The 23,019-nt window shown below is 48.6% G+C and carries 21 protein-coding genes and 2 riboswitches; of the genes, 10 read left to right on the top strand and 11 right to left on the bottom strand.

What is annotated here, in order from left to right:
- Positions 1-85: 85 nt before the first annotated feature.
- The 5 genes from ACQ5DJ_RS25220 to ACQ5DJ_RS25200 form a co-directional block, all read right to left on the bottom strand.
- On the bottom strand, positions 86-1,735 hold the full coding sequence (locus ACQ5DJ_RS25220; RefSeq protein ID WP_429844829.1) for a peptide ABC transporter substrate-binding protein: 1,650 nt from the start codon (positions 1,733-1,735) through the stop codon (positions 86-88).
- 188 nt (positions 1,736-1,923) lie between these two features.
- Positions 1,924-2,763, bottom strand: a complete 840-nt coding sequence (locus ACQ5DJ_RS25215; protein WP_429844828.1) for a MetQ/NlpA family ABC transporter substrate-binding protein — start codon at positions 2,761-2,763, stop codon at positions 1,924-1,926.
- 59 nt (positions 2,764-2,822) lie between these two features.
- A complete protein-coding gene (locus ACQ5DJ_RS25210; protein ID WP_429844827.1) occupies positions 2,823-3,488 on the bottom strand; it encodes a methionine ABC transporter permease in 666 nt (221 codons plus the stop codon).
- Entirely contained in the window at positions 3,489-4,502 is a 1,014-nt protein-coding gene (locus ACQ5DJ_RS25205) for a methionine ABC transporter ATP-binding protein (protein ID WP_429844826.1), read from the bottom strand. It abuts the gene before it with no gap.
- A gap of 100 nt (positions 4,503-4,602) precedes the next feature.
- Positions 4,603-4,719, bottom strand: a riboswitch (SAM riboswitch).
- Between the two features lie 251 nt (positions 4,720-4,970).
- Positions 4,971-5,957, bottom strand: a complete 987-nt coding sequence (locus tag ACQ5DJ_RS25200) for an LCP family protein (RefSeq protein ID WP_429844825.1) — start codon at positions 5,955-5,957, stop codon at positions 4,971-4,973.
- A 186-nt stretch (positions 5,958-6,143) separates the two neighbouring features.
- Between ACQ5DJ_RS25200 and ACQ5DJ_RS25195 the strand changes: the two genes are divergently transcribed.
- Positions 6,144-7,376 carry an MFS transporter gene (locus ACQ5DJ_RS25195; RefSeq protein ID WP_429844824.1) on the top strand — a complete coding sequence of 411 codons (1,233 nt, stop codon included), beginning with the start codon at positions 6,144-6,146 and terminating at the stop codon, positions 7,374-7,376.
- Between the two features lie 478 nt (positions 7,377-7,854).
- Here the strand turns inward: ACQ5DJ_RS25195 and ACQ5DJ_RS25190 are convergent, their stop codons facing one another.
- The 4 genes from ACQ5DJ_RS25190 to ACQ5DJ_RS25175 form a co-directional block, all read right to left on the bottom strand.
- Positions 7,855-8,556: an SDR family oxidoreductase gene (locus ACQ5DJ_RS25190; RefSeq protein ID WP_429844823.1), complete on the bottom strand. Its 702-nt coding sequence runs from the start codon at positions 8,554-8,556 to the stop codon at positions 7,855-7,857.
- 119 nt (positions 8,557-8,675) lie between these two features.
- Complete coding sequence (locus tag ACQ5DJ_RS25185) at positions 8,676-9,104, bottom strand: BrxA/BrxB family bacilliredoxin (protein ID WP_007721164.1); 429 nt, start codon at positions 9,102-9,104, stop codon at positions 8,676-8,678.
- An 80-nt stretch (positions 9,105-9,184) separates the two neighbouring features.
- Positions 9,185-10,855, bottom strand: coding sequence for a ribonuclease J1 (gene rnjA / locus ACQ5DJ_RS25180; protein WP_429844822.1), 1,671 nt, complete (start codon positions 10,853-10,855; stop codon positions 9,185-9,187).
- 98 nt (positions 10,856-10,953) lie between these two features.
- Complete coding sequence (locus ACQ5DJ_RS25175) at positions 10,954-11,724, bottom strand: hypothetical protein (RefSeq protein ID WP_429844821.1); 771 nt, start codon at positions 11,722-11,724, stop codon at positions 10,954-10,956.
- A gap of 103 nt (positions 11,725-11,827) precedes the next feature.
- Between ACQ5DJ_RS25175 and ACQ5DJ_RS25170 the strand changes: the two genes are divergently transcribed.
- Positions 11,828-12,166 carry a YqzG/YhdC family protein gene (locus ACQ5DJ_RS25170; RefSeq protein WP_429844820.1) on the top strand — a complete coding sequence of 113 codons (339 nt, stop codon included), beginning with the start codon at positions 11,828-11,830 and terminating at the stop codon, positions 12,164-12,166.
- Here ACQ5DJ_RS25170 and ACQ5DJ_RS25165 read toward each other — a convergent pair.
- Together ACQ5DJ_RS25165 and ACQ5DJ_RS25160 are read right to left on the bottom strand one after the other, a co-directional pair.
- The gene (locus ACQ5DJ_RS25165) at positions 12,163-12,789 is read right to left on the bottom strand and encodes an SCO family protein (RefSeq protein WP_429844819.1); all 627 of its coding nucleotides are present in this window, start codon (positions 12,787-12,789) and stop codon (positions 12,163-12,165) included. The two genes, ACQ5DJ_RS25170 and ACQ5DJ_RS25165, sit on opposite strands and share 4 nt — an antisense overlap.
- An 81-nt stretch (positions 12,790-12,870) precedes the next feature.
- Complete coding sequence (locus tag ACQ5DJ_RS25160; RefSeq protein ID WP_144618010.1) at positions 12,871-13,182, bottom strand: rhodanese-like domain-containing protein; 312 nt, start codon at positions 13,180-13,182, stop codon at positions 12,871-12,873.
- Positions 13,183-13,494: 312 nt separating this feature from the next.
- A riboswitch (SAM riboswitch) is annotated at positions 13,495-13,601 on the top strand.
- Positions 13,602-13,690: 89 nt separating this feature from the next.
- On the opposite strand from ACQ5DJ_RS25160, the gene ACQ5DJ_RS25155 reads away from it, so the two are divergent.
- The 8 genes from ACQ5DJ_RS25155 to ACQ5DJ_RS25120 all read left to right on the top strand — a co-directional run bounded on the left by ACQ5DJ_RS25155 (position 13,691) and on the right by ACQ5DJ_RS25120 (position 23,015).
- Complete coding sequence (locus ACQ5DJ_RS25155) at positions 13,691-14,995, top strand: homocysteine synthase (RefSeq protein WP_429844818.1); 1,305 nt, start codon at positions 13,691-13,693, stop codon at positions 14,993-14,995.
- 180 nt (positions 14,996-15,175) lie between these two features.
- Positions 15,176-16,225, top strand: coding sequence for an ArsR family transcriptional regulator (locus tag ACQ5DJ_RS25150; RefSeq protein WP_429844817.1), 1,050 nt, complete (start codon positions 15,176-15,178; stop codon positions 16,223-16,225).
- Complete coding sequence (locus ACQ5DJ_RS25145) at positions 16,222-17,448, top strand: MFS transporter (RefSeq protein ID WP_429844816.1); 1,227 nt, start codon at positions 16,222-16,224, stop codon at positions 17,446-17,448. Before ACQ5DJ_RS25150 ends, ACQ5DJ_RS25145 begins: the two co-directional genes overlap by 4 nt.
- 48 nt (positions 17,449-17,496) lie before the next feature.
- On the top strand, positions 17,497-18,435 hold the full coding sequence (locus ACQ5DJ_RS25140) for an AAA family ATPase (protein WP_429844815.1): 939 nt from the start codon (positions 17,497-17,499) through the stop codon (positions 18,433-18,435).
- A gap of 4 nt (positions 18,436-18,439) precedes the next feature.
- Positions 18,440-19,630: a DUF58 domain-containing protein gene (locus ACQ5DJ_RS25135; protein WP_429844814.1), complete on the top strand. Its 1,191-nt coding sequence runs from the start codon at positions 18,440-18,442 to the stop codon at positions 19,628-19,630.
- On the top strand, positions 19,627-20,955 hold the full coding sequence (locus ACQ5DJ_RS25130) for a DUF4129 domain-containing protein (RefSeq protein ID WP_429844813.1): 1,329 nt from the start codon (positions 19,627-19,629) through the stop codon (positions 20,953-20,955). Before ACQ5DJ_RS25135 ends, ACQ5DJ_RS25130 begins: the two co-directional genes overlap by 4 nt.
- Positions 20,956-21,106: 151 nt before the next feature.
- A complete protein-coding gene (locus ACQ5DJ_RS25125) occupies positions 21,107-22,204 on the top strand; it encodes an ArsR/SmtB family transcription factor (RefSeq protein WP_429844812.1) in 1,098 nt (365 codons plus the stop codon).
- A gap of 1 nt (position 22,205) precedes the next feature.
- Positions 22,206-23,015: an ABC transporter permease gene (locus ACQ5DJ_RS25120; protein WP_429844811.1), complete on the top strand. Its 810-nt coding sequence runs from the start codon at positions 22,206-22,208 to the stop codon at positions 23,013-23,015.
- Positions 23,016-23,019 lie beyond the last annotated feature (4 nt).

The following is a 23,019-nucleotide window of genomic DNA, read 5'->3' as shown; positions in this document are numbered from 1 at the left end:
GAATACGATTCAGGAGGTGCTTTTTCCTTGTCTCAATTTATTGGGTCACTTCAATTTCGTTGGACTCGGGATTTTTGTTTTTTCGTTACTCCGTCATTTCTGCCCACTTCAGGTCAATAAATCCGAGTCCGTCCACTTGAACGCCTTTCACCTTGTCGCTTTGTACCCAGACATCCACATCCGTGAACATGGGGATCAAAGGCATAGCATCCATGAAGATTTGCTCAGCCTCCGCAAACAGTTGCTTGCGTTTCTCTGGGTCAATTTCTACTGACGCCTGTTTCAGCAGCTCTTGGTAGCGTGGATCTTCCCAGCCCGTGTCGTTGTTACCGTCTTTCCCGTCACGGAACATCTCCAGGTAGTTCATCGGATCATTGAAGTCTGCATTCCATCCGATACGGCCAATTTCGTAATTGAGTTCATGCATATCCTGCAAGTGAACAGCGAACTCCTTCACCATGAGCTTTACATCAATGCCAAGTTTTTGCTTCCATTGGTCCTGAATCGCTTCGGCAATTTTCTTATGTCTGTCGTTGGGATTGTAAGACAGTGTGATCGGAGGTAGCTTCGGCAAATTGAGTTCCTTTATGCCTTCTTCCAACAGCTTTTTGGCTGTTTCTACATCATTATCTTTGAAGTAGCCTTCTTTATTGATAATCATGGATTGCGGCAACATCCCCATCGTTGGCACTTGGCCCACTTGTGTGATGTTATCTACGATGGTCTGACGATCAACTGCGTATGCCAATGCTTTACGAATTTTCACATTGCTGAGCGGCCCTTTTGTCGTATTCATCTTGTACCAGTACATCGTCGCTTTTGGATGAACAACGAGTTTGCCCGCGTCTTTCAGAGTTGGGATCGCATCGGTGGGAAGTCCGCCGAGTGGCTGACCTGCCCAATCCAGCTCACCGTTTTCGAACATGGACAGAGCTGTATTATCGTCCTCGATCATCGCGAACTCAATCCGATCGAGCTTCACTACGTCTTTATCCCAATAGTGCTCGTTCTTTTCAAGCACGATCTTGCTCTTGTGCTCCCATGCTGTCATTTTAAATGGACCGTTGCTTACGAGCGTCGCCGCTTCGTTTGCCCATTTTGGATTGGCCTCCACTACTTTTTGGTTAACGGGGTAGTACGTGTAGAAAGCCGTCAGCTCCAGGAAGTAAGGCGTTGGGTTCTCCAGCGTGACTTCCAGTGTTTTGTCATCGAGAGCCTTTGCACCGAGTTCGTCGGGCTTCATCTTGCCTTCGTGAATCAGCTTCGCATTTTTAATGTAGTACAGCTGATAAGCATACTCAGCCCCAAAAGTCTTGCCGAGTGCACGCTTCCATGCATACACGAAGTCATGGGCAGTTACTGGATCACCATTGCTCCATTTGGAGTCGCGAAGCGTGAACGTATACACCAGTTTGTCATCTGAGAGCTTTATATCGGATGCTACTGAATTCACTGGCTTTGCGTTTGCATCGAAGCGAGTCAAGCCATCAAACGTAGCACGAACAACTGCTCCCGAAGTGGCATCCTTCGCAAGACCAGGGTCCGCTGTCGATGGCTCACTCGTAATGTTCGCCCGAAATACCTGCTGCTTTCCATTTGCAGGCTTTTCAGCGGGTGCTGCGGCTCCCTCAGTTGGAGGGGTTGTCGTTGACGGCTGTGTACTCGTGGAGCATCCAGCTAACACGCTTCCAGCGACCAGCATCGCGCCAAGAAACAACTTGAGATTTCTTTTCATCAGAAAATTCCCCCTTATCTATATTTTCTTACTTCAAACACAATATACGCGACCGGAATTGGGTTGAAAACGGGGTTGCTATAGATTTAATATAATTTTATGAAAATTCACTATATTATAAATAAAAGTAAAACCCAACCAGCTTTTCGGCCAGTTGGGTTTCGTTGATCGATCAATTATTTGTTGATTTAGAACGCTGGAATAATCGCGCCTTTGTATTCATCTTCAATGAACTTTTTCACTTCAGGTGAGGTCAGTGCTTTTGCCAGCTTTTGCATTGCTTCGGAATCCTTGTTGTCAGGACGAGCTACCAGGATGTTTGCGTATGGAGTATCTTTATCTTCAATAAACAGGGCGTCTTTCGTTGGAACAAGCTTTGCTTCCAGCGCATAGTTGGTGTTGATCAACGCCATATCTACTTCTTCCAGCACGCGTGGCAGCATTGCTGCTTCTACTTCTTTGAACTTCAGGTTTTTCTTGTTCTCAACAACGTCTTTCACTGTACCACTGATGCCAGCGCCTTCTTTCAGCTTGATCACGCCGTTTTTCTCCAAGAGTGCGAGTGCGCGACCGCTGTTTGTCGGATCGTTTGGCAGCGCGATAGTTGCGCCATCAGCTAATTCATCGACAGATTTTACTTTTTTGCTGTACGCGCCGAATGGCTCGATGTGTACAGCCACTACTGGCTCCAGGTTCATGTTTTGTCCTTTATTGAAGTCTTCCAGGTAAGGCTTGTGCTGGAAGAAGTTCGCGTCGAGTTGTTTCTCGTTCACTTGAACGTTAGGTTGTACGTAATCGGTGAACTCTTTAATTTCCAGGTTCACGCCTTGTTCTTTCAGCTTTGGTTGAACCAGCTTCAAGATTGCTGCATGTGGAACGGGAGAAGCGCCTACCTTCAATGTTACTTCCTGTTGTCCGCCTTGTGCGCCGCCTTCAGCTGGAGCAGGTGCTGTTTCGGTTTTGCCTCCGCAAGCTGCCAAAGAAAATGCCAACACAGTAGTAAGTACAGATACGACTAGCTTTTTCATGAATGATTTCCCCCTTGCATGTATTTATCTTATTCTTTGATAACCTATATGGAAAAATCCTACTTACGGCTGAACTTGAGAACCAGACGGTCCCCCAGCGATTGTAAGATCTGTACCATCACCAGCAAAATAACAACAGTCACAACCATGACATCGGTTTGGAAACGCTGATATCCGTAACGGATCGCCAAGTCACCCAAACCACCACCGCCAATTACCCCAGACATTGCGGTATAAGAGACCAGCGTAACCGTTGTGATCGTAATACCCGCGATCAGGCCCGATCTAGACTCTGGCAAAAGGACATTCCAGACGATCTGCCAATTGGAAGCACCCATAGATTGTGCCGCCTCAATCACGCCTTTATCAATCTCACGCAGAGAGGTTTCCACCAAACGTGCGAAAAACGGAGCGGCACCGAATACGAGCGGCGGAATGGCACCCAGTACACCGAGTGAAGTTCCTACGATCATTTTCGTCACAGGAATCAGCAAGATCATCAAAATGATAAATGGTACTGAGCGCAATACATTGACAACGAATGATGCGATCGTATAAAAAGTGCGGTTTTGCAGAAGCTGTCCGCGTGAAGTCAAAAATAGAATGATGCCCAGCGGCAAACCAATCAGGACAGTAAACAGGGTGGAAAAACCGAGCATCGTGAGCGTATCCATCGTGCCTATGCCGATTTCAGCCCAATCCACATTTTCAAATGTCCAGTCCATTTATATCACCTCTACTTCCAAGCCACGTTGGCGCAGCGTCTCAATAGTCTTTTGATTCTGTGCGACATCGCCTTCCAGCTCGATCACCAACTGCCCATACGGCGTATCCTTCATGCGAGAAATGGTTCCCTGCAAAATGCTGAACACCGTACCGGTCTCTTGCATTGTTTGGAACAGAATCGGCTGATACGTTTTTTCACCCAGGAAGGTGACTCGAGCAATCGTACGGTTCCCCGCGGCCTTTTCGTGCTCCACTGCTTCGCGCAGTTCTGTAGAATCCGCTACTTGTTCCACGAATTCTTGTGTCGTTGGATGCTTCGGACGAAGGAATACATCCAGTACGTTACCCGACTCGACGATCTTTCCTCCATCAATGACGCCAACACGATCACAAATGGAGCGAATGACGTGCATCTCGTGGGTAATCAACACAATGGTCAAGCCCAGCTTGCGGTTGATGTCCAAGAGGAGTGCCAGAATGGAGTTCGTCGTCTGCGGATCGAGAGCCGATGTAGCTTCGTCACAGAGCAGCACTTTTGGATCATTCGCGAGCGCACGGGCAATCCCGACACGTTGCTTTTGTCCGCCAGACAGTTGAGTCGGATATTTGTCCTTATGTGCCTCCAAGCCAACCAGCTTCAGCAGCTCGTTCACTTTCTTATCAATCTCTGCCTTTGGACGCTTTGCCAGCTTGAGCGGAAAAGCGACATTTTCGCCAACTGTCGAAGAAGACAGCAAGTTAAAGTGCTGAAAAATCATGCCGATGGAGCGGCGCTTTTCTTGCAGCTTCCCTTCATCCAGCTTTGTCAAATCGACGCCGTCCACAATAACTTCCCCTGAAGTTGGACGCTCCAGCAAATTGATGCATCGGATCAACGTACTTTTCCCTGCACCAGAGTGTCCGATGATCCCGTATATTTCTCCTTGCTCTATGGAAAGGTCGATCCCCGTTAACGCTGGGATGGTTTTACCTTGTACTTGATAGCTTTTATGCAAATGACGCAGTTGGATCAACGCATCCACCTCCCGACCACAATCTTGATAAAATCAGAAAACCCCTTTTTCACAAACGAAAAAGGGGCTGCAACGCAATGTTATACGTTCGCATCCACCCTTCTCATCTATACAAGATCCAAAAAATCTTGTAGGAATTGGCACCGCGACGTTCATCCGAAAATGAACCGGCTGCCGGGCTTCATAGGGCCTGTCCCTCCGCCTCTCTTGATAAGAAAGATATCTACGTATATTATGTTCGTCTTTTCTATTTCATGATGATACAAAACGGATTATATCCTTTTTGAAAATATCACGTCAATAGTAATAGTAGGAAAAGTTTTTTAATCCATGACGCCGTTACGGATGATTTTTGACTTTACGTGAAAGCGAGGCGTTGCTTCTTGGAATAAACTCACTGTAAACGTTGGCATCCGCCATGGTCATATCATGGTTATTCTTTCCTAAAAAACAAAAAAAACAGCACGCTTAGTTTTGCGTGCTGCTTTTCTTTTCTCCCACGGGTTGATCTGACGTTTCTGTAGGAGGTGCGATTTTTTCTTGGACAAACGACTGAACCTGATCGACATCCGGAACCAGAACGGAGCCTGCGCGGTTCGATTCACGGAACATCCCCATTGGCGGCAATTGATAATTGCCTGGCTCTAACGTATTCAATTTTAATCCGAGTGCAGACAGCTTCAGCATGTCCACCGAACTAATATTGGTTTGAACATACGGTGTTACTTCCTTCAAAATCGTAGGAAGCTGCATCAGCGTTGTACCATTCTTCATCTGATCCACGACTGCTGTCATTAATTTCCTCTGACGCTCCGTCCGTGTATAATCAGAGGTCGCATCATGACGGAAACGAACATATTGCAAAGCTTTGTCTCCATCCAATTTTTGCAGACCCTTTTTCAGATTAATATCGTAAGCACCTTTGTCTGTCGGGTCATGATAATACATGTTTTTTTCTACATCGATCTCGACTCCGCCCACTGCATCAATCAGAGCCTTGAAACCTTCAAAGTCAGTAATCACGTAACGATCTACTGGAAGTCCAGTGAACTGACTAACCGTTTCCATTGCCAGCTCAGGTCCACCCTCTACAATCGCAGAGTTGATCCGCGAGCTACCTCTACCGGGAATATCTACATACGTATCACGCAGGATTGAAAACATATCATAACGTTTCCCCGTAGGATCGATACTGACCAGCATCATGGAGTCAGAACGAGGAAGCCCGTTATTTTTCATTCCTCTGCGGTCTACTCCCATCAGCAGGATATTGACACGTTCCTTACCATCCCACTCTGGTATTTCTGCTGCTTTGGTGGAATTCCCACCACTAGGCGGTGCGATGTTAGGCTCTTGAATATTTTGAGCAAATTGATAAAAAGAGTATCCGTAGTATCCAGCTGTCGTAGCCATCACGACAAGCAAAAGAAGCAACACTCGTTTCCATATTTTCATAAAGTCCACCTTTATTCTCTATATCCTCAGTTGATGTCATCTCTCCACTTTGTCTAGTATACTCGAATTCGACAAAAGTGGAGCAGCCTTTATTTGGGTACCTGCGACATTATATACATTTTAATTTACAAAGTTCAGAATGTTCGTTATACTATTCTTATCCTTAATGGTAAGGGGTGCATTCGCGTGATATCACCATCCGCTTTCCTCAATCGCTATCCACGTGAGGCCATTTTCTTCCTCATCGCCAGCTTTATTAACTCCTCCGGGAGTGCCTTTATGTGGCCACTTACTACGTTATACGTACATACCATTTTGCAACGCTCGATGACAGAAGCTGGATTCGTCTTGATGATCCAATCTCTGGCTGGAATCTTCGGTCAATTCATTGGCGGATCGTTGTTTCATCGACTAGGTGCCAAGCGGCTTATTGTCGGCGCATTGATTATTCAAGGACTTATTCAATTTTCCATTCCTTTCGTTCAGAGCTGGCCCATCTACCTGATCCTCATGATGGGGCTTGGGTTTACGTTCAACCTGTCGTTTCCTGCCATTCAGGCATTTATCGGCTTTCGCTGGAAAGAACAGCGCCGAGCATTGTTTAACATTGTCTATGTCGGAAACAACCTAGGGATGGCAATCGGTACCGCGTTGGCTGGAGTCATTGCCACTTTATCCTTCCAGCTTACGTTTTGGTTCAACAGCACGAGCACCTTACTCTTTGCCTTGTTCTTCTTCCTTTTTATGAAAAACATTTCGCATCAGGATCTGGTCGGTGAGCAACAGGAGGAACGGCAAAAACACCGCGAGAAAAACAACTTCACCCTGTTATTGCGCTACCAGTTGTACTTGTTTATGGCATTAGGCGCAGCACTCATTTTCTTTTCCAATACGGTATGGAACACAGGCGTCGCTCCTTATATTACCGAACAAGGTATGCCGCTTTCTTCGTATAGCTGGCTGTGGACGATCAACGGGATTATCATTTTTGCCGGGCAGCCCATCACGTCCTGGATCAAGCGGCTCGTGAATCAGAGCTTGTCCGCACAGCTCGTCGTCAGTGCCATCGCGTATGCTGTCGGTTTTGGGTGTATGCTGGCCTACCACGGTAGTTATTACGCATTTGTTGTCGGAATGGTTATCACTACATTTGGAGAAATGCTCATCTCGCCCACTATCCCTACTTTTATATCGGAAAAGACTGGGGAGGATGCACCGTTTTATTTGGGAGTCGTTGGGGCGATTACCACGGGTGGAAGGCTCTTGGGGCCGCTGGCTATGGGGTTTATGTACGACAATGGTGGAATTAATCCAACTCTGTTCTTGGCAACACTTGTCTCTGCGGGTTCGGTTCTGCTCTGTCTGTTACATGCTTATTTTCATCGGGAAAAGCGAACTGAGGTTGAAGCTAAATACTGATATCAACTACAAAGAAGCCGCCCGATCCTTTTACAGGAACGAGCGGCTTGGTTATCACACTACTTCTTTTCTTCCTTGATTTGCACTTCCCAATCGACTTTGTTCTCTTTTATTACATGATCGAGGACAACTGATATTTCCTTCACATCTATTTTCTCAAAGATCACTTCTAGCTTCCCTTCGAGTTTTATCGTACCATCTTGATTTTCTTTTTTGTTGACCATTAACCTTACTAGTCTGGCTGATCGCCTTTGCAACACTTATACTCGCAGTCGTCTTTTTAATGGGATACAATGCGACTTGGCTTCTCTCTCTCATGGCTGCTATTCGTGCAGCCGGAGCCGGTATTGCAGATGTTGTGAAAATAGAGTGGCTTTTGGTTGCAACGGGGCTATTCATTTTCATACTAGCTATGTTGTTAGGAAAAAAAAGCTGCCGAGGGATTCTCAGCAGCGTGGTAAAACAATGGCAACGATATTCAGTTGTTTCTCACTGGCGGGCAGGTAAGCGACTTTCCGTTGTCTTGCGGACCAAGACCGATGATGTACGGTACCGCTACACGGCTCCACTCTGCCGGATTCGGTGCAGTGTCCACTTCTTCTGGCGAGCATGATTGGAGCATGGAAGTATCGATACTGCCTCCTGGATCAAGCGCCACAACTGCCATTCCCTCAGGCAATTCGGCTGCCAATGATTGCGTCAATCCTTCGATGGCGAACTTCGATGCGCAGTACGGTGATAAAAACGCTTCCCCGTGTCTTCCCCAGTACGAGCTGATGTTTACGACGACTCCGCCATTTGCGCGCTGAACCATAAACGGTAAAAAGGCGCGAATTACATAGAAAACACCATTCACATTGATGTCCATCACTCTCGAAAACTCACTCGCCTCAAGCCCAATGACTCGGCTGTTCCGGTTTATAATGGAGGCATTGTTAATCAACAAATCGGGAACGCCCACCTCGGCTTTGATTCCTTCTGCCCAATTTTCCACCTGCTCCATTACCGAAACGTCGACGACAGAAAAATGATGCTGTTCTCCGAATTGCTGACGCAGTCCTTGCACCTCTTTCTCCGAACGACCGCAGCCTGCAACCGTCCAGCCTGCTTCGTGAAAACGCTCGACCATTTCTCTGCCCAAACCACGGGTCACGCCTGTAATCACTACCAGCTTGCTCATTCTCTCTCCCCCTCCATTATTATACTTATTAAATATTTTAGTATAATAACAAAAGGAAATCAATCCCATCACACAAAAAAGACGCCCGTTGCCGAGCGCCTCGTGATGTTTCATACTTCTTATTTGTAAGTGTCGTAAGCATTGGTCAACAAGCCAGCGATTGTTGCCAGTTCGTTGTTCTCGATCTGATGACGCTCAACCATGGTCATGATTTTGCCGTCTTTCATGATCGCGAAGGATGGGGAAGACGGTGCATAGCCTTCGAAATACTCGCGTGCTTTTGCAGTCGCTTCCTTGTCTTGACCTGCGAATACAGTGAAGATGTTATCCGGCTTTGTAGCGTGATTCAAGGAATGTACAACTGCTGGACGAGCGAGTCCTGCTGCGCAGCCACAAACCGAGTTCACAACCACCAGTGTCAGGCCTTTTGCATTTGGCAGTGCTTGCTCTACTTCTTCAGCAGTGCGAAGCTCTTGAAAACCGTTGCGAGTCAACTCATCGCGCATCGGTTGAATTACTTGGCTCATATATGCTTCATAAGACATCATTGGGCAACCTCTCCTTTATATCACGAAGTTCAACTTACTTATTATTATAACCCGACCACACCTACCCGAGAAAGCAGGAGCTACACTTCCATCAAAATGGTAAGAATCATTGGATTACGGCCTGTTTTTTCGTAAATGAACGGCTTGATCACTTCATTAATCTGTGACTTCAGCTCAGACCATTCCTTGATTTTCTTATCCAATGCTTCCTGTAGACGCCCACGAACGAGCTGTGTCGCTTCCTGAATCAAGGATTCCGAACCGCGTACATATACGAAGCCACGGCTCACAATATCTGGGCCCGTCAAAATTTTGAAGTTCTTCATATCGAGGCTAACAACCACGACCATCAAGCCATCCTCAGCCAAATGCTTACGATCGCGCAGGACGATATTGCCGACGTCGCCGATACCACTGCCATCAATGAGGACAATCCCTGCTTGTACCTTACTGAGCCAAGCTTTTTCGCGGCTGCAATTCAGCACTTCGCCGTTGTCCATAATAAAGATGTTGCTCTCCTCGATCCCAACCTGTTGGGCCAGCTTGGAGTGAGTCTTGAGCATCCGGTATTCCCCGTGGATCGGGATGAAATATTTCGGACGAATGAAGTTGAGCATGAGCTTCAACTCTTCGCTGCTACCATGACCTGATGCGTGAATATCGAATTCGTGACTCAATACTACGTTGGCACCTGCGCGGAACAGCTTGTCTATCGTGCGGCTTACGTTGATCGTATTTCCTGGGATCGGCGATGCAGAAATGATCACCGTATCTTCAGGATAAATGGAAACGGTACGATGCGAACCAGCTGCAATCCGTGTCAACGCTGCCATCGGCTCACCTTGGCTGCCTGTGCAAATAATCAACACTTGGTTGTCTGCGTAGTTGTCGATGTGCTTAATATCAATCAGCATGCCCTCTGGCATCTGGATATAGCCCAGTTCTTGTCCAATCAAGAAAACCTTTTCCATACTGCGGCCAATAACCGCCACTTTGCGATTGCACTGCTCCGCAGCATCTACCACCTGTTGGAGGCGATGTACGTTGGAAGCGAAGGTAGCCAGAATGATGCGACCACGCGCTTTGCGTACCACATCGAGAATCCCTTCCCCTACCGCTCTCTCTGACATCGTAAATCCAGGACGCTCACTGTTCGTACTATCAGACAAAAGTGCCAAAACGTCACCACTCGCACCAAAGCGTGCAATTTTTCCGTACTCCGTTGTTTGTCCGACTGGTGTCATGTCAAACTTGAAGTCACCCGTGTGAATGACCATTCCCTCTGGTGTATGGAGCACAATCCCCAAAGAATCAGGGATGCTGTGGTTCGTCCGGAAGAATGTCGCCTTCAGCTTCGCAAAAGGAATTTCCGTATCTTCCGAAATCGGAATCAGCTTCACTTCATTTTGCAAACGGTGCTCTTCCAGCTTCGCCTTGACCAAGCCCAGGGTCAGACGACCACCGTAAATCGGCACCTTGATTTGTCGTAAAATATAAGGAATCGCACCAATGTGATCCTCATGTCCGTGCGTTAACAAAAGTGCTTTAATCTTGTGCTGGTTATCCACTAAATAGGAAACATCCGGGATAACCAGGTCAATACCAAACATTTCATTTTCAGGGAATTTCACCCCGCAGTCAATGATGATGATTTCGTCCTCATACTCGACGCAGTACATATTTTTTCCGATCTCGCCGAGGCCGCCCATCGCGAAAATCTTAACGTCGCTCAAACTCTTTCCTCCTAACATCGTCGTGCATGATTATGGGAACCCGAACCAAGCATGCCATTCTTATTATATCACAACGTATGACGTTCGTTTCACACAGTCTTGTCTATTCCACACATTCATCTTCGGTCAATAATCGAATACTGATACTCCAAATCAGCAACTCTTTCAGCGGTAACGACACTGGCTCTCGCCCAGAAGTCGTCCTTTGCATAGGAATCGCTCGTCCATACCTCCGTAATTTCTCCAGAAGAGAGCTTTAGTGGTACGGCTTCGATTTCTTTTAATACGGCGCCACTTTTGTTTTGTAACCGCAGTTTCAACTCAATCTCCAACGGCTGATCCGACTGATTCCGTACCAGGATCAGACTTGTATACGGATACCCTGCACAATTTTTGGTACAGTCCTGTCTACTGTAAACGATGGCGAGATCAATGGGCTTCTCATTGTCCATCTTCGCCGCTTTCCACTTGTCTTTTGCTTTTTGTACGACGGTGACGTACTCCGCTTTTTTCAAAAAGGGTCCCATGCCTAAAAAGGCAGCAGCAAAAAAGCTAAACAAACCAAAGGCTGTGCATAGAAAAACGAGGTTCATTTTCCAAAACTGTTTTCTCATCGTGATGAAAAAGCCAATATACAGAAGGATACAAACAAACACCAACAGGATACAAAAGTATAAAAATAGCTCCAAGTCGGACTCCGTGGGTAACACGGGAATGCCATACTTCATTTGCCAATGTACATTCGCAGCGAAGCAGCCTCCGTAAATCAATATGGCTGAAGCAATCGTGGGCCCCCATTTTTTCCAGAAAGGAGGCTTTTGGAAAATGGCCGCAAGAACCCCCACCAAAACAGGAAGGCCAAATAAGGGAATGAGCAAGTAATGCATCGAAAACCTCCCGTACTTCATTGTCATTATTTTCTACGAATGATATTCCGAAAAGTCTTCAAAATACATGGCAAACCATTTCGAAAAGGAGAGGGATTAGCAAGTGCAAGCCATTCACCGCCTATTTCGTTATCGGAACATGATGCCCCTTCTCTCCACCGTACTTTTCCTGCTCATCTTTCAGACATTCCCTGCCTATGCCCAGCCTCCCTATGCAAAATGGGGCAGGCTCGCGATGCAGGAAACGATGAAGCGATATCCAAACGCTCAAATTGTCGACTACCTGCACGTCGGACGAAAACAAAAAACGCCCACCACGTCGGAAGAGACGTTTAAGCTCTTGCTTCAAAAAGGCAATCGCAGGTGGGCGTTACTCGTTCATATTGAATTCGTAAATCAGACAGAAGAAGTCGTAAACATCTCCTATGAGGAGACCCGCTAGTCAGCGAGCTGTTCCATCTCTTTCATCATGACTTCCATGTCCATGTCAGCTGCCATCCCGTACGCGCGGCGCATGTTTCCATCTCCATCCACAAGGAACATGCGAGCCGTATGGGCATAAGAACCATCTGGCTGCTTAATCACCATCAGACCAAAATCCTTCGTCACTTTCTCTATAGCCTGAGCGTCCCCGCGCAGGAACTTCCAGCCGCTCTGATCTGCCTTGAACTTGGCTGCGTACTCCTGCAAGACTTCCGGCGTATCGTTATCAGGGTCAAAGGAAATGGAAACAAACTCTACTTTGTCTCCGAACAGTCCCTTTTCCTTCAACTGATCTTGCAGCTTAGCCATGTTGTACGTGGTCGCCGGACAAATATCCGGGCATTTGGTAAACATAAACTCAACCAGTCGTACCTTACCAGCACTTTCATTAAATGTATAGGTTGTTCCGTTACTGTTGTCTAAGGTGAAGTCCGCGATGGGCTTCAACACTTCGATCTTCTCTTGTGTCATGTACTTATAACCAAATACTCCGACGATAGCCAAAATGATAATACCAGCTAACACAGGAAACCAATGTTTTTTCATCCCAGATTCCTGTTGCAATTGTGTTCCTTCACTCACGGGTTGCTTCCTCCCTGCTTGTCCCATGCGTGATGCCTCCTGCTTACACACGGGAGGCATTCACACTGTTTCTATGACTTCTTACTGTTCGACTTCACCTGGCCATGCGAGCATGCCACCAACCATATTCGCCACGTCATATCCTTGGGCACTCAAATACGCTGTAGCATTATGGCTTCTGGCACCACTACGGCAAACCATCACAATCGGAATGTTCTTATCCAGCTCATCGATACGATGTGGCAAAAAGCCGAGTGGGATCAGCTGTGCCTCTTTGATGTGACCTGCATTCCACTCATCGACCTCACGTACATCAATGACTTGCAGTTCCTCTTTGGCTTCCAGCTTTTCCAACAGCTCTTGTGGTGTCATTTCCTTTACTCCATGGCTCATCGCTATTTATCCTCCTATATGTACGATCAGATCAGTTGTAACCACCTCCATGATATCACACGCTTTTTTACTTTTCTAACGTGAAGAGCACTTGGCTTCACCCTGCATCCATGCTCCCTATTTTCTACCATTATCTCCTATTTCGCTGCGACAGTAGCCACACGGGATGTGAACAGCTTGAGGCAAAAGCGTTACAAATTAATGGCATGAGTGAAACGCCATTCATCCACATATACATAAAAACCTCCCTGATAACTGCATATTCTACATTGACAGCAAGGTTTTATTTTCATACAATTACGACAACAACTTTTCTCATCAAGAGCGGTGGAGGGACAGGCCCTACGAAACCCGGCAACCAGCAGACTAGCTGCATGGTGCCAATTCCTGCAGAATCCAGTGATTCTGAGAGATGAACACAAGCCCGTGCATGATCGGAGCCTTCTTCTTCTCAGGAGAATGCTCCGTTTTTTTTTGCCGATTTCCTATAGGAAAAGGAGAGATGGACATGTCCGATCAACAACAATGGAAGCCAGAAACACTTGCGGTACACGGTGGGCAGGAGGTTGACCCTGTAACAGGCTCACGTGCTGTTCCGATCTATCAGACGACCTCCTACGTTTTCCGTGATACGGAGCATGCAGCCAACCTGTTTGGTTTAAAAGAGTTTGGGAACATCTATACACGTATCATGAATCCGACGCAGGATGTGTTTGAGAAGCGTGTTGCCCTGCTCGAAGGTGGTGTTGGTGCATTAGCGACCGCATCCGGGCAAGCTGCCATTACATTCGCCATCTTAAATATTGCACATGCAGGAGACGAGATCGTCGCTTCCAGCAGTCTCTACGGCGGTACCTACAACCTGTTTGCCCACACTCTTCCCCGCCTCGGTATCAAGGTTCATTTTGCTGATCAATCCAATCCGGAAAATTTCCGTGCCTATATCAATGAAAAGACAAAAGCCGTGTTTTGCGAGACGATCGGTAATCCCCGCATTGATGTCGCTGATATTGAGGCGATCGCCAATATTGCCCACGAAAACGGCGTGCCGTTGATCGTGGACAACACTTTCGCGACTCCGATTTTGTGCCGTCCTTTTGAGCACGGGGCCGATATTGTCGTGCATTCCACCACCAAATTCATCGGCGGCCACGGAACAGCAATTGGCGGTATTATTGTAGACTCTGGAAAATTCGACTGGAACAGCGGAAAATTCCCAGGTCTGACTACACCAGACCCAAGCTACCATGGCGTCGTCTATACAGAGGCAGTTGGCCCACTCGCCTATATTATCAAGGCGCGCGTCCAGCTCCAGCGCGATATTGGAGCGGCTGTCGCCCCGATCAATTCTTTCTTGTTCCTGCAAGGATTAGAAACACTGCATCTGCGCATTGAGCGGCATAGCCAGAACGCCTTGGCAGTAGCCCAATTCCTCACTAATCACTCTGCCGTAGAGTGGGTGAGTTATCCGGGACTAGAGTCAGATTCCCAGCATGATTTGGCACAAAAGTATTTGCCAAAAGGTGCTGGCGCGATCCTGACCTTTGGAATTCGCGGTGGCGTTGAGGCAGGAAAAACGTTGATCGAGTCCGTGAAGCTGTTCTCCCATCTCGCAAATGTCGGGGACTCCAAGTCACTCATCATTCATCCAGCTAGCACAACACATCAGCAGATGACGGAAGAAGAGCAGGCAGCAGCCGGAGTGACCCCGGGACTTATTCGCCTCTCCGTCGGTACAGAATCGATCGACGATATCCTCTCTGATCTGGAGCAAGCACTGCAGCGTGCGTTGCAATTGTCCACGGTGGGTTGATAGATTTCACCAGGACACTTGAGCATACTATGCCTCCAAATGAAGAAGGATCGCGCTACCTCTTTTTTGAGCTGCGTGGCCCTTCTTTCTTTTTTGATTTCCGTTCGAAAAATATTGAATTTAAAATTCTATTTTTATAAAATACAAGCATAGATGAAATTTTTGGAAGGATGGATAGACGTGAAAGTTTTGAATATCGGAAGTGAACGAACAACGTATCGCGTGGAGATTTCCTATTCTCCCTTATTCGAAGCTGCCTTGGGAATCGCTGCCGCTACCTACGATCAATTGCATCACACGATGGAACACCCTTCTGCCTATTGGCGTCAACTGTTGGACGAGCTTTCGCCTTTTGTACGACAAGAGGTCGACTATGCGAAGGAGCACAACACGTGGAAGACGCTTTTGCAACTGCTCGATCTTTGCCCTTTCGCTGATCTGGATTCATTTCTCTCGTATGTCAGAGAGCTCTCAACAGAACAGCTCCGATACGAGGCCCTCCCTTATCTAGGTGAAAGTATGCAGGAAGCGCGTCGGAAGGCTGCACAAGGTAGCAAGGATGATTGCGCAGCTTTACAGGAAGCGTGCCGCGCGCACCTCTTTTTTGAAGCGTATATCGGACATATTACTTCCGTTGATGCAGAAGAGCTGCGGAGTCATATTCTCGGATTGATGGAAGGCTGGTATACCACTCACATCAAGCCGCATGAGGAAGAAATTGGTCGCATGCTAGAACGGGATTGGTCGCAAAAGCAAAGCAAGCTAGGAAAGCTCAACCCGGAAGCCTTGGTGGAGTATGCGACGGGAGCGAGCTACCTCCCTGAGCCTGCCGTGACACGCGTACTGCTGATCCCACAAGCGATCTATCGCCCGTGGACCGTACAGGCCGATGCTGTCGGGACGAAAATTTTTTATTACCCTGTTGCCGACGAAAATTTGCACGATGCTGTAGATCCTAATCAGCCACCCCCTTCACTGGTGCAAGCCTTAAAAGCACTCGGAGATGAGCAGAGGCTGCGTATGGTCAAAATGCTCGCGGAAAAGGAACTGAGCTTGCAAGAGATAACCGATCAACTCTCTATGGCGAAATCGACAGTGCACCATCACCTGTCCATGCTGCGGTCTGCCCATCTCGTTGAAACAGTAGGCTCCCGTTACAGACTCCGCCGTCATACCCTGGACAAGCTCCCCCTGATGTGGGATGAATTCCTGGACAGGAGCACCCCATGAACCAAACCGCGGTACAAGCCTCTGTCTGGCAGCAGCGTTCTTATCGTTGGATTCTTTTCGGTCAGCTCATTTCAGAACTCGGCGCCTCACTTGGTACCCTCGCCAATAGCTGGTTAATCTATCAGGCAACAGGCTCACAGGGTGCGGTCGGACAGATGTGGCTGCTGTATTTCTTGCCGTCGCTCGCGATTCAGTTGGTAGCCGGACCGTACATCGACCGATTCGACAAGAAACGTGTCATGCTTTTTTCTCAATGGATGCGAGCTGCTGCGTTTTGTTTGTCCTTTGCGGTCATCACTTCCGGGACAGAATCACTCTGGCCGTTGTATTTCACTGCCTTGATCAACGGTCTCGTTCAACCGCTATATGTGCCAGCCAGCCAATCGCTCCTCCCTGTTCTGGTCAAAAGAGAGCAGCTCCTCCAAGCCAATGCCTATTTGGATAGTGTCCTGCGCATTGGCTTGATTACAGGTCCTCCTTTGGCTGGGATTCTCGTTGCCAGTATCGGCGGTGAGTCAGTACTCGCATTGGTCGCGATCAGCTATGCGCTCAGCGGTTTCTTTCTAGTTCTTTGTCCAATCGCTCCAGCGGATACCACCAACAAGAAGCAATCGTGGTTTGTCATGTTTAAGGCTGGTCTTGCGATTTTTTGGCAAAAGCCCCTTCTACTCTGGCTTGGCCTGTACTCAGCTCTCGTCCAATTTGCTGTCGGAGTCACACTCGTACTCAACCTGCCTTTTATAGTTGGCGAGCTGCAAGGCACCTCGTTTCATGTAGGCTTGTTTTTGGCTGGGTATCCGTTGGGATATTTCTTCGGCTCCTTGCTCGTGCCACGCTTCCGTAACAGCCTTGGTCAGCCCCTGATCATGTTGGGATCACTGGTATTAGGTGGCTTAAGCTTTGTTGCGATAGGCTTTACCCATGACATCTGGCTCGCCATCACCATCGAACTACTGGCTGGTCTGTTTGCTCCTTTTTTCCAAGTACATAGCACAAGCCTGTATCAGCTTCACGTTCCTTCCGAGCTAATGGGGCGTGTACTGTCTGTCCGCCTGCTCATCGTGCGTGCGACGATGCCCGTCGGTATTTGGCTTGGCGGGCAGCTGAGCGATCAGGTAGGGATTCGCCCTCTTTACATCTCTGTAGGCGCCGTCATCGTGCTCGCCGCGCTGGGGGGAATATTATTTCGAAAATTTGTAAATAACAGGATATTCCCTATATAATAAAAACCGTATGACCCCGAAACTTTGAATGGGAAAAGGAGAATTTTCATGACTCATCCGACATTGGATAACCTGCAAGATGCGATCAGCAGCGTCATCGTGGGCAAGGAAAGTCAGATCCGCCTTTTAGTAACGGCCTTGCTCGCCCGTGGTCACGTATTGCTGGAGGACTTGCCCGGAATGGGAAAAACCGTGCTTGCCAAAACATTGGCGCAAGCGATTGGCGGCTCTTACAACCGCCTGCAATTTACTGCGGATCTACTGCCATCTGATGTCGTCGGTCTACACATATTCAATCAACGAACAAGTGAATTCGAACTGCGCAAGGGACCTGTTTTTGCAGATGTCTTGCTCGCAGATGAAATAAACCGGGCCACTCCCAGGACTCAATCCGGCTTGCTGGAATGCATGGAGGAACGCCAGGTCACGATCGAAGGCGTCACCCTGCCACTTCCATCGACCATGCTGGTCATTGCTACCCAAAATCCGATTGAATCGGAAGGGACCTATCCATTGCCAGAAGCACAGTTGGATCGCTTCCTTTTCAAGCTGTCTCTTGGCTACGGTACGCGAGAGGATGCCAAAGAAATTTTGCGGAGATTCCGAAGTGGCTCCCCATTAGAGGCCGTCGAGCCGATCATCACTGTCGAGCAAATTGCGGCTCTACAACGCGAAGTCACGACCGTTCATGTCAGCCAACCGGTCGAAGACTATATCATCGATCTGACGGAAGCGACTCGCCAGCATCGCTCTGTTGAGGTGGGTATCAGTCCGCGCGCCATGCTCGCCCTGTTGCGATCCGCTCAGGCTTATGCGTTCGTTTCTGGTCGTACTTATGTCTTGCCGGATGATGTGAAAGTGGTGTTCCCAAGTCTGGCAGTTCACCGCATTCGCCTCTCCATGGAAGCAGAGCTGCATGTGACAGAGCAGGAAGTCGTGGAGCAAATCTTGACCAGCGTTCCTGCTCCCGTCGAAGAAAGCGTGTAGCGCTATGATCACCAAGCAAACCTTTCATGTAATCGGCTTTGTCTTGCTGCTCTTCGCCGTTTTTTCCGGCCACTGGTTTTTCTTTCTGTTTGGGGGCTTTTTCTTTTTTCTCCCCGCTGCACAAGACCGGTGGGCCAAGTCCATGTCCAAATGGGTGTCACTCGAATGGTCCAGTGATCAAACGCGCGTCCTGTCAGGGACACCCGTGCACATTACAGTTCGCTTGCACAATCGTTCGTGGCTGCCTTTGCCTGCTACCTGGCTTCGCTTCACATTGCCGGAGCATGTCTTGGTGGAAGGCGCAGACGAGGTGCGACTCCTCAATCATCGGACGAGCGTTCGCCTGCGCTTTGACCTGCCGATGCGACAAAGTGCTACACGCACCTTGATTCTCATCCCGAACAAGCGAGGCACGGTCTGGCTGACGGATGTTCAATCCGAGACATTGCCATTATTGGGCGAGGAGCCTACCGTTATGACATTGTCGATTTCCTTTTCCTTACTGGTCTATCCGTTGCCTCTTGCTCTTTCCCCCGTTGTGCTCGCTGAAACAGAACCAGATGGGAATCGGATTTCTCGTCAGCGCCAACAGGACGATGTCACTTTTCAGCGTGGCGTTCGGTCGTATATGCCAGGTGACCGTTTCAAGCACATCCATTGGAAGGCAACCGCCAAAACAGGCTCACTGGAGACGCGTCTTTTCGAGTATACAGCCCATCCGAACTGGCGAATCGTCGGGCATATTCTGCCCTCCTATGAACCGATGATGCAAAAGTATAACGATACTACCAATGAACGGACGATCTCTTGTCTGGCAGCTTTGGCTGGCCAGTGCAGGAGAAAATCGGTCGGATACGAGCTGTACCTCACCGTGAAGCAACGAGGACGCGAGCATTTTCATTTGCCTGCGGGAAGTGGCAAGACACACCACCTGCACGTCATGACTCAACTGGCGCAAATGCATCATTTTGTGACAACGCCACTGACGACTGTTCTTCGCCGATTAGAAGGAGCACATGGCAAGGAAGCCATTCTCATAGTGACACCACGAATGGACCAATCCGTAAAAGCCTCCGCGGAGCACCTTGTTCAACGCGGCCATCAGGTTGCGGTGCTAGATGTTTCCTCTGACCCTGTCATCATCCAGCGTTTTGAGCATGCTCGCTTGAAAAAAAGGAGCGTGATGATGGGATGACACTCTCCTTGATGGGGCGCTGGACGCTCGCGTTTTGGCTGGAGGCCATGCTAACGGGCGTCTTCCTGATCTTGTTTGGGTATATGACAGCGGGATTTGGTCAACTTCTCTCGTTTTGCCTAGTCGCAGCGCCACTGCTCATGACTGGGAGCTGGTTGTACCATGGTGGTGGCGGTCGCTTGATGCTTCATCTGGTGCTATATCCCATTGTATTTGTCATAGGAATGAGCAGCTTTTACCTCTACCATTCCTGGCTCATTGCTCTGATACTGGCTGCTGTTTATTTTTGGAGAGTACAAAGTGCTGCCTCGGAAGGTTATCGGCATGACAGTCTGCAACGCAGATTTGTTCTGGCACTGATGGCGGGTCTGATACAGCTTGTGTTAGCGGTACTTTACACCTCCATCGTTGACCCAGGTTCCTATTCGCTCGCAGCCTCTTTTTCCATGCTTGTCCTCATTACTCTCAGCTATATTTTGGTGGCAATCGGGGCGTTCGTACTGCGGGAAGGATCACTTTCTACGAGGCTGCCTGCTCGTATTAGCTTGTTACTCGGCAGTCAAGTGCTCGGCACTCGTTTTCTTTTGATCGCAGGTTATTTGGCTGTCGGTTCTATCGTACTGAGTCTCATCTATTGGATCTGGAGTTGGATAAAAGGACCTGTCAGCGCTGGACTGTATATGCTATTTGAGCCTGTGCTTATTTTCATTGTGAAATTGTTTGAACGTTTGTACGAGAGGGCGAACCAAAAACAAGCAGCGATTCAGTTATTAACGGAAAATACAGGACAAAAACCAGATAACCCCAGTGTGCAGATACAGCTCGGAGAATCACTCTTTTCTGTTCTACAGCCATACTTAATCATTGCCTTCATCCTCGCCTGTGTGATCCTGCTCGGCTGGTACATATGGAAAAAGCGCTTCAAGGGGACGATTACGCTGGAAAAAGAAGTGGCGGCTGTACAAAATACCGTATTGACCACTGTTCCTCCCTCTTCCAGTGAAAAAAGCCCAGAAGATGGCTCTGCCAAATGGTTCAAACAGCCTGTTGGCCCAGAGGATGATCCCACCAGGTACGCCTACTATCAATTCCTCGTCCTCATGGAGAAACAAGGCATGCCAATCGAGCTGCACGAGACACCCCAAGAGTTTTTCAATCGGCTGCGCGAAAAGTCCTTGCTAGATTCCGTTCAGTTGGATGCAGTCGGACGGATCACACGTTACTATCAGCAATATCGTTATCAGGAAAAGGCGCTTCCCGAAGCCGATTGGACAGCGATGCAGCAAGCCGTGCAGGCGCTCGGCTCTCATTTCTCTGAGACGTAATACCTCCCACAACCACGTGCTACCCATTAGCCGTGGTTGTTTTCTTTTTCTCTTGACATCGGGATGCCCCTCCGGCATAATTTCTTCAATTTTGCCCACTCCCAAATTAAATTCACCAAATGGTTAATCGAACGAGAAAGGAGGATGCTCGGTGCAAGATTTACCTGACTGGCTGCGTAAGCATCTGCATGTCGCATACATACCCGGCTATGAGTTTTTCTTAAGTCTCCATGTGCTTGCCAAGCCGGAGCATCACACCTCCCGCTTGCATTGGGCGGAGGAGTTGCTCACTGCTTTACCTGCCCCGCTCTTGAAAAAGCTTCGCTATTTTAGTTCCATGTCCAATCAGTTTCTCGATGCCATGGACTTCCTGGCACCTTGGGAGGAGTGCTTTGAGCATTCTGTAGAGGCCGCATTGGAGCGTGTACAGGCGATGGATGCTGGCGAGTTTGCCCAACTCATGATAGGTCCCGTCTATCATCCCAGACAACTTCACGCTTGGATGCAAGGACGTACAGACGAGATTTTTGATGAGCTGAAACCGGAGCATCGGGAGCTTTTGCGCCATCCGCTCTCGACCAAGCGCAGTTTTCTAGAGTTTTGCTACGATTACCTGCCTTTTTTCCAAGCAGAAGAACGGCGGATTGAACCATGGCTCGTCCGCGCCGTACATGAAGCACAAGAGCAGATCAAGCTTGATCCGATTCCGTTTTTGTCGCAGGTACACCCGCGATTGAAGGTGCACGAAGACTTCTTGCAATTTCACAAGGCAAAAACGTACACATTTGCCTATTCGGAGCTGGCTCGTATCCATTTGCGTGTCTCAACGTTTGTCGCGCCGCATTTGTTGCTCGGCATTTACGACGACCATATCTCCGTGTGCTTATCCATTGACGTTCCCGGCACCAGAGCCACCTCGGTGATTCCCGCTGACTTCATCAGCAAAATGAAGGTGTTCAGTGACCCGACGCGGACGGCGATCCTCAAATCGTTATTGGCTCATCCTTACTGCACGCAGCAGTTGGCTGACCTGCACAACATCAGTGAGCCTGCCGTCAACAAGCACTTGAATCTGTTGGTAGACACAGGCTTTATCTGGAGTGAACGGCGGGGACGGTATGTGTTTTACCGCGCCATTGCATCACGGCTGGAACAACTCGCCGTCGATCTGCATGAGTTCATTGATATGCCTGTTCCCGGACTTACCACTCCACCTGCTTCATCACATCCCCCAGAACGGAGGAAATAACGTGTTTCATGTCGCCAAAGCTACCTTTATCCGCAATACCCGCGTAATGATTCGTGCCTACCCGTGGTCGTTTGTCATCGGCCACATTTTTTCCGGGGTGTATACGGTGCTGTTCGCCTACTTCGCCTATCACTATGTATTTGCCGGGCAATTGGACGAGAATTTCGCACATCTCACCGGCTCGTCCGATTACTTGTCGTACGCCATCCTCGGCGGAGCTTTTTATGCGTTTGCCGTCTCTACCTTGATGAATGTCAGCCGTTCACTCATTACGGAGCTTCGGGAAGGGACCTTGGAGGCGGTTCTGCTCACCCCTTCCTTGCGCAGGGGGTACTTTTTGGGGAATGTCGCCCAACAGCTCATGCGTACTTTGTTCGAATTTTCGGTGATTGTGCTTGTAGGGGCGTTGTTTGGACTCACGCTCTCTCATACAAACGTATGGAGCGCCGTTCTTGTCTGGATATTGTCTACAGGGGCGTTCTTTTGCCAGGCGCTCGTATTGGGCAGTCTCATGCTTTGGTTCCGCGATACGTACATCACACAAAACACACTGTTTGCCGTGATGGCCTTTGTCAGTGGGGTCACGTTTCCGATTCCATATTTGCCTGAATGGCTGCAACCGCTCGGTCTCATCATGCCGCTCTCGCCTGCGCTGGATGCTTTTCGGCAATGCGTGATTCAAGGAGCGCCACTGCATGCTGTTTCACCACAGCTGGTTCATATGGCAGCCCTGTCCCTCGTCTATCTCGTCATCGGGGTGTGGGGTATTCGTAAGATGGAAAAACGCGTCATGGAATCGATTTTTGGATAACAAG

The organism is Brevibacillus sp. FIR094, assembly GCF_050477165.1.
Taxonomy (GTDB): Bacteria; Bacillota; Bacilli; order Brevibacillales; family Brevibacillaceae; genus Brevibacillus.
Note: the sequence above shows the minus strand (reverse complement) of the source record. Positions and strands in the feature narration are given on the sequence as shown.

Excerpts from the sequence above, each read along its gene's own strand:
- ACQ5DJ_RS25145 (WP_429844816.1), top strand. The coding sequence starts at position 16,222 with ATGAACCAAACCGCGGTACAAGCCTCTGTCTGGCAGCAGCGTTCTTAT.
- ACQ5DJ_RS25185 (WP_007721164.1), bottom strand. The coding sequence starts at position 9,104 with ATGATGTCTTATGAAGCATATATGAGCCAAGTAATTCAACCGATGCGC.
- ACQ5DJ_RS25215 (WP_429844828.1), bottom strand. The coding sequence starts at position 2,763 with ATGAAAAAGCTAGTCGTATCTGTACTTACTACTGTGTTGGCATTTTCT.
- ACQ5DJ_RS25130 (WP_429844813.1), top strand. The coding sequence starts at position 19,627 with ATGACACTCTCCTTGATGGGGCGCTGGACGCTCGCGTTTTGGCTGGAG.
- rnjA (WP_429844822.1), bottom strand. The coding sequence starts at position 10,855 with ATGTTAGGAGGAAAGAGTTTGAGCGACGTTAAGATTTTCGCGATGGGC.
- ACQ5DJ_RS25220 (WP_429844829.1), bottom strand. The coding sequence starts at position 1,735 with ATGAAAAGAAATCTCAAGTTGTTTCTTGGCGCGATGCTGGTCGCTGGA.
- ACQ5DJ_RS25175 (WP_429844821.1), bottom strand. The coding sequence starts at position 11,724 with ATGCATTACTTGCTCATTCCCTTATTTGGCCTTCCTGTTTTGGTGGGG.
- ACQ5DJ_RS25210 (WP_429844827.1), bottom strand. The coding sequence starts at position 3,488 with ATGGACTGGACATTTGAAAATGTGGATTGGGCTGAAATCGGCATAGGC.
- ACQ5DJ_RS25135 (WP_429844814.1), top strand. The coding sequence starts at position 18,440 with ATGATCACCAAGCAAACCTTTCATGTAATCGGCTTTGTCTTGCTGCTC.
- ACQ5DJ_RS25155 (WP_429844818.1), top strand. The coding sequence starts at position 13,691 with ATGTCCGATCAACAACAATGGAAGCCAGAAACACTTGCGGTACACGGT.
- ACQ5DJ_RS25200 (WP_429844825.1), bottom strand. The coding sequence starts at position 5,957 with ATGAAAATATGGAAACGAGTGTTGCTTCTTTTGCTTGTCGTGATGGCT.
- ACQ5DJ_RS25140 (WP_429844815.1), top strand. The coding sequence starts at position 17,497 with ATGACTCATCCGACATTGGATAACCTGCAAGATGCGATCAGCAGCGTC.
- ACQ5DJ_RS25160 (WP_144618010.1), bottom strand. The coding sequence starts at position 13,182 with ATGAGCCATGGAGTAAAGGAAATGACACCACAAGAGCTGTTGGAAAAG.
- ACQ5DJ_RS25190 (WP_429844823.1), bottom strand. The coding sequence starts at position 8,556 with ATGAGCAAGCTGGTAGTGATTACAGGCGTGACCCGTGGTTTGGGCAGA.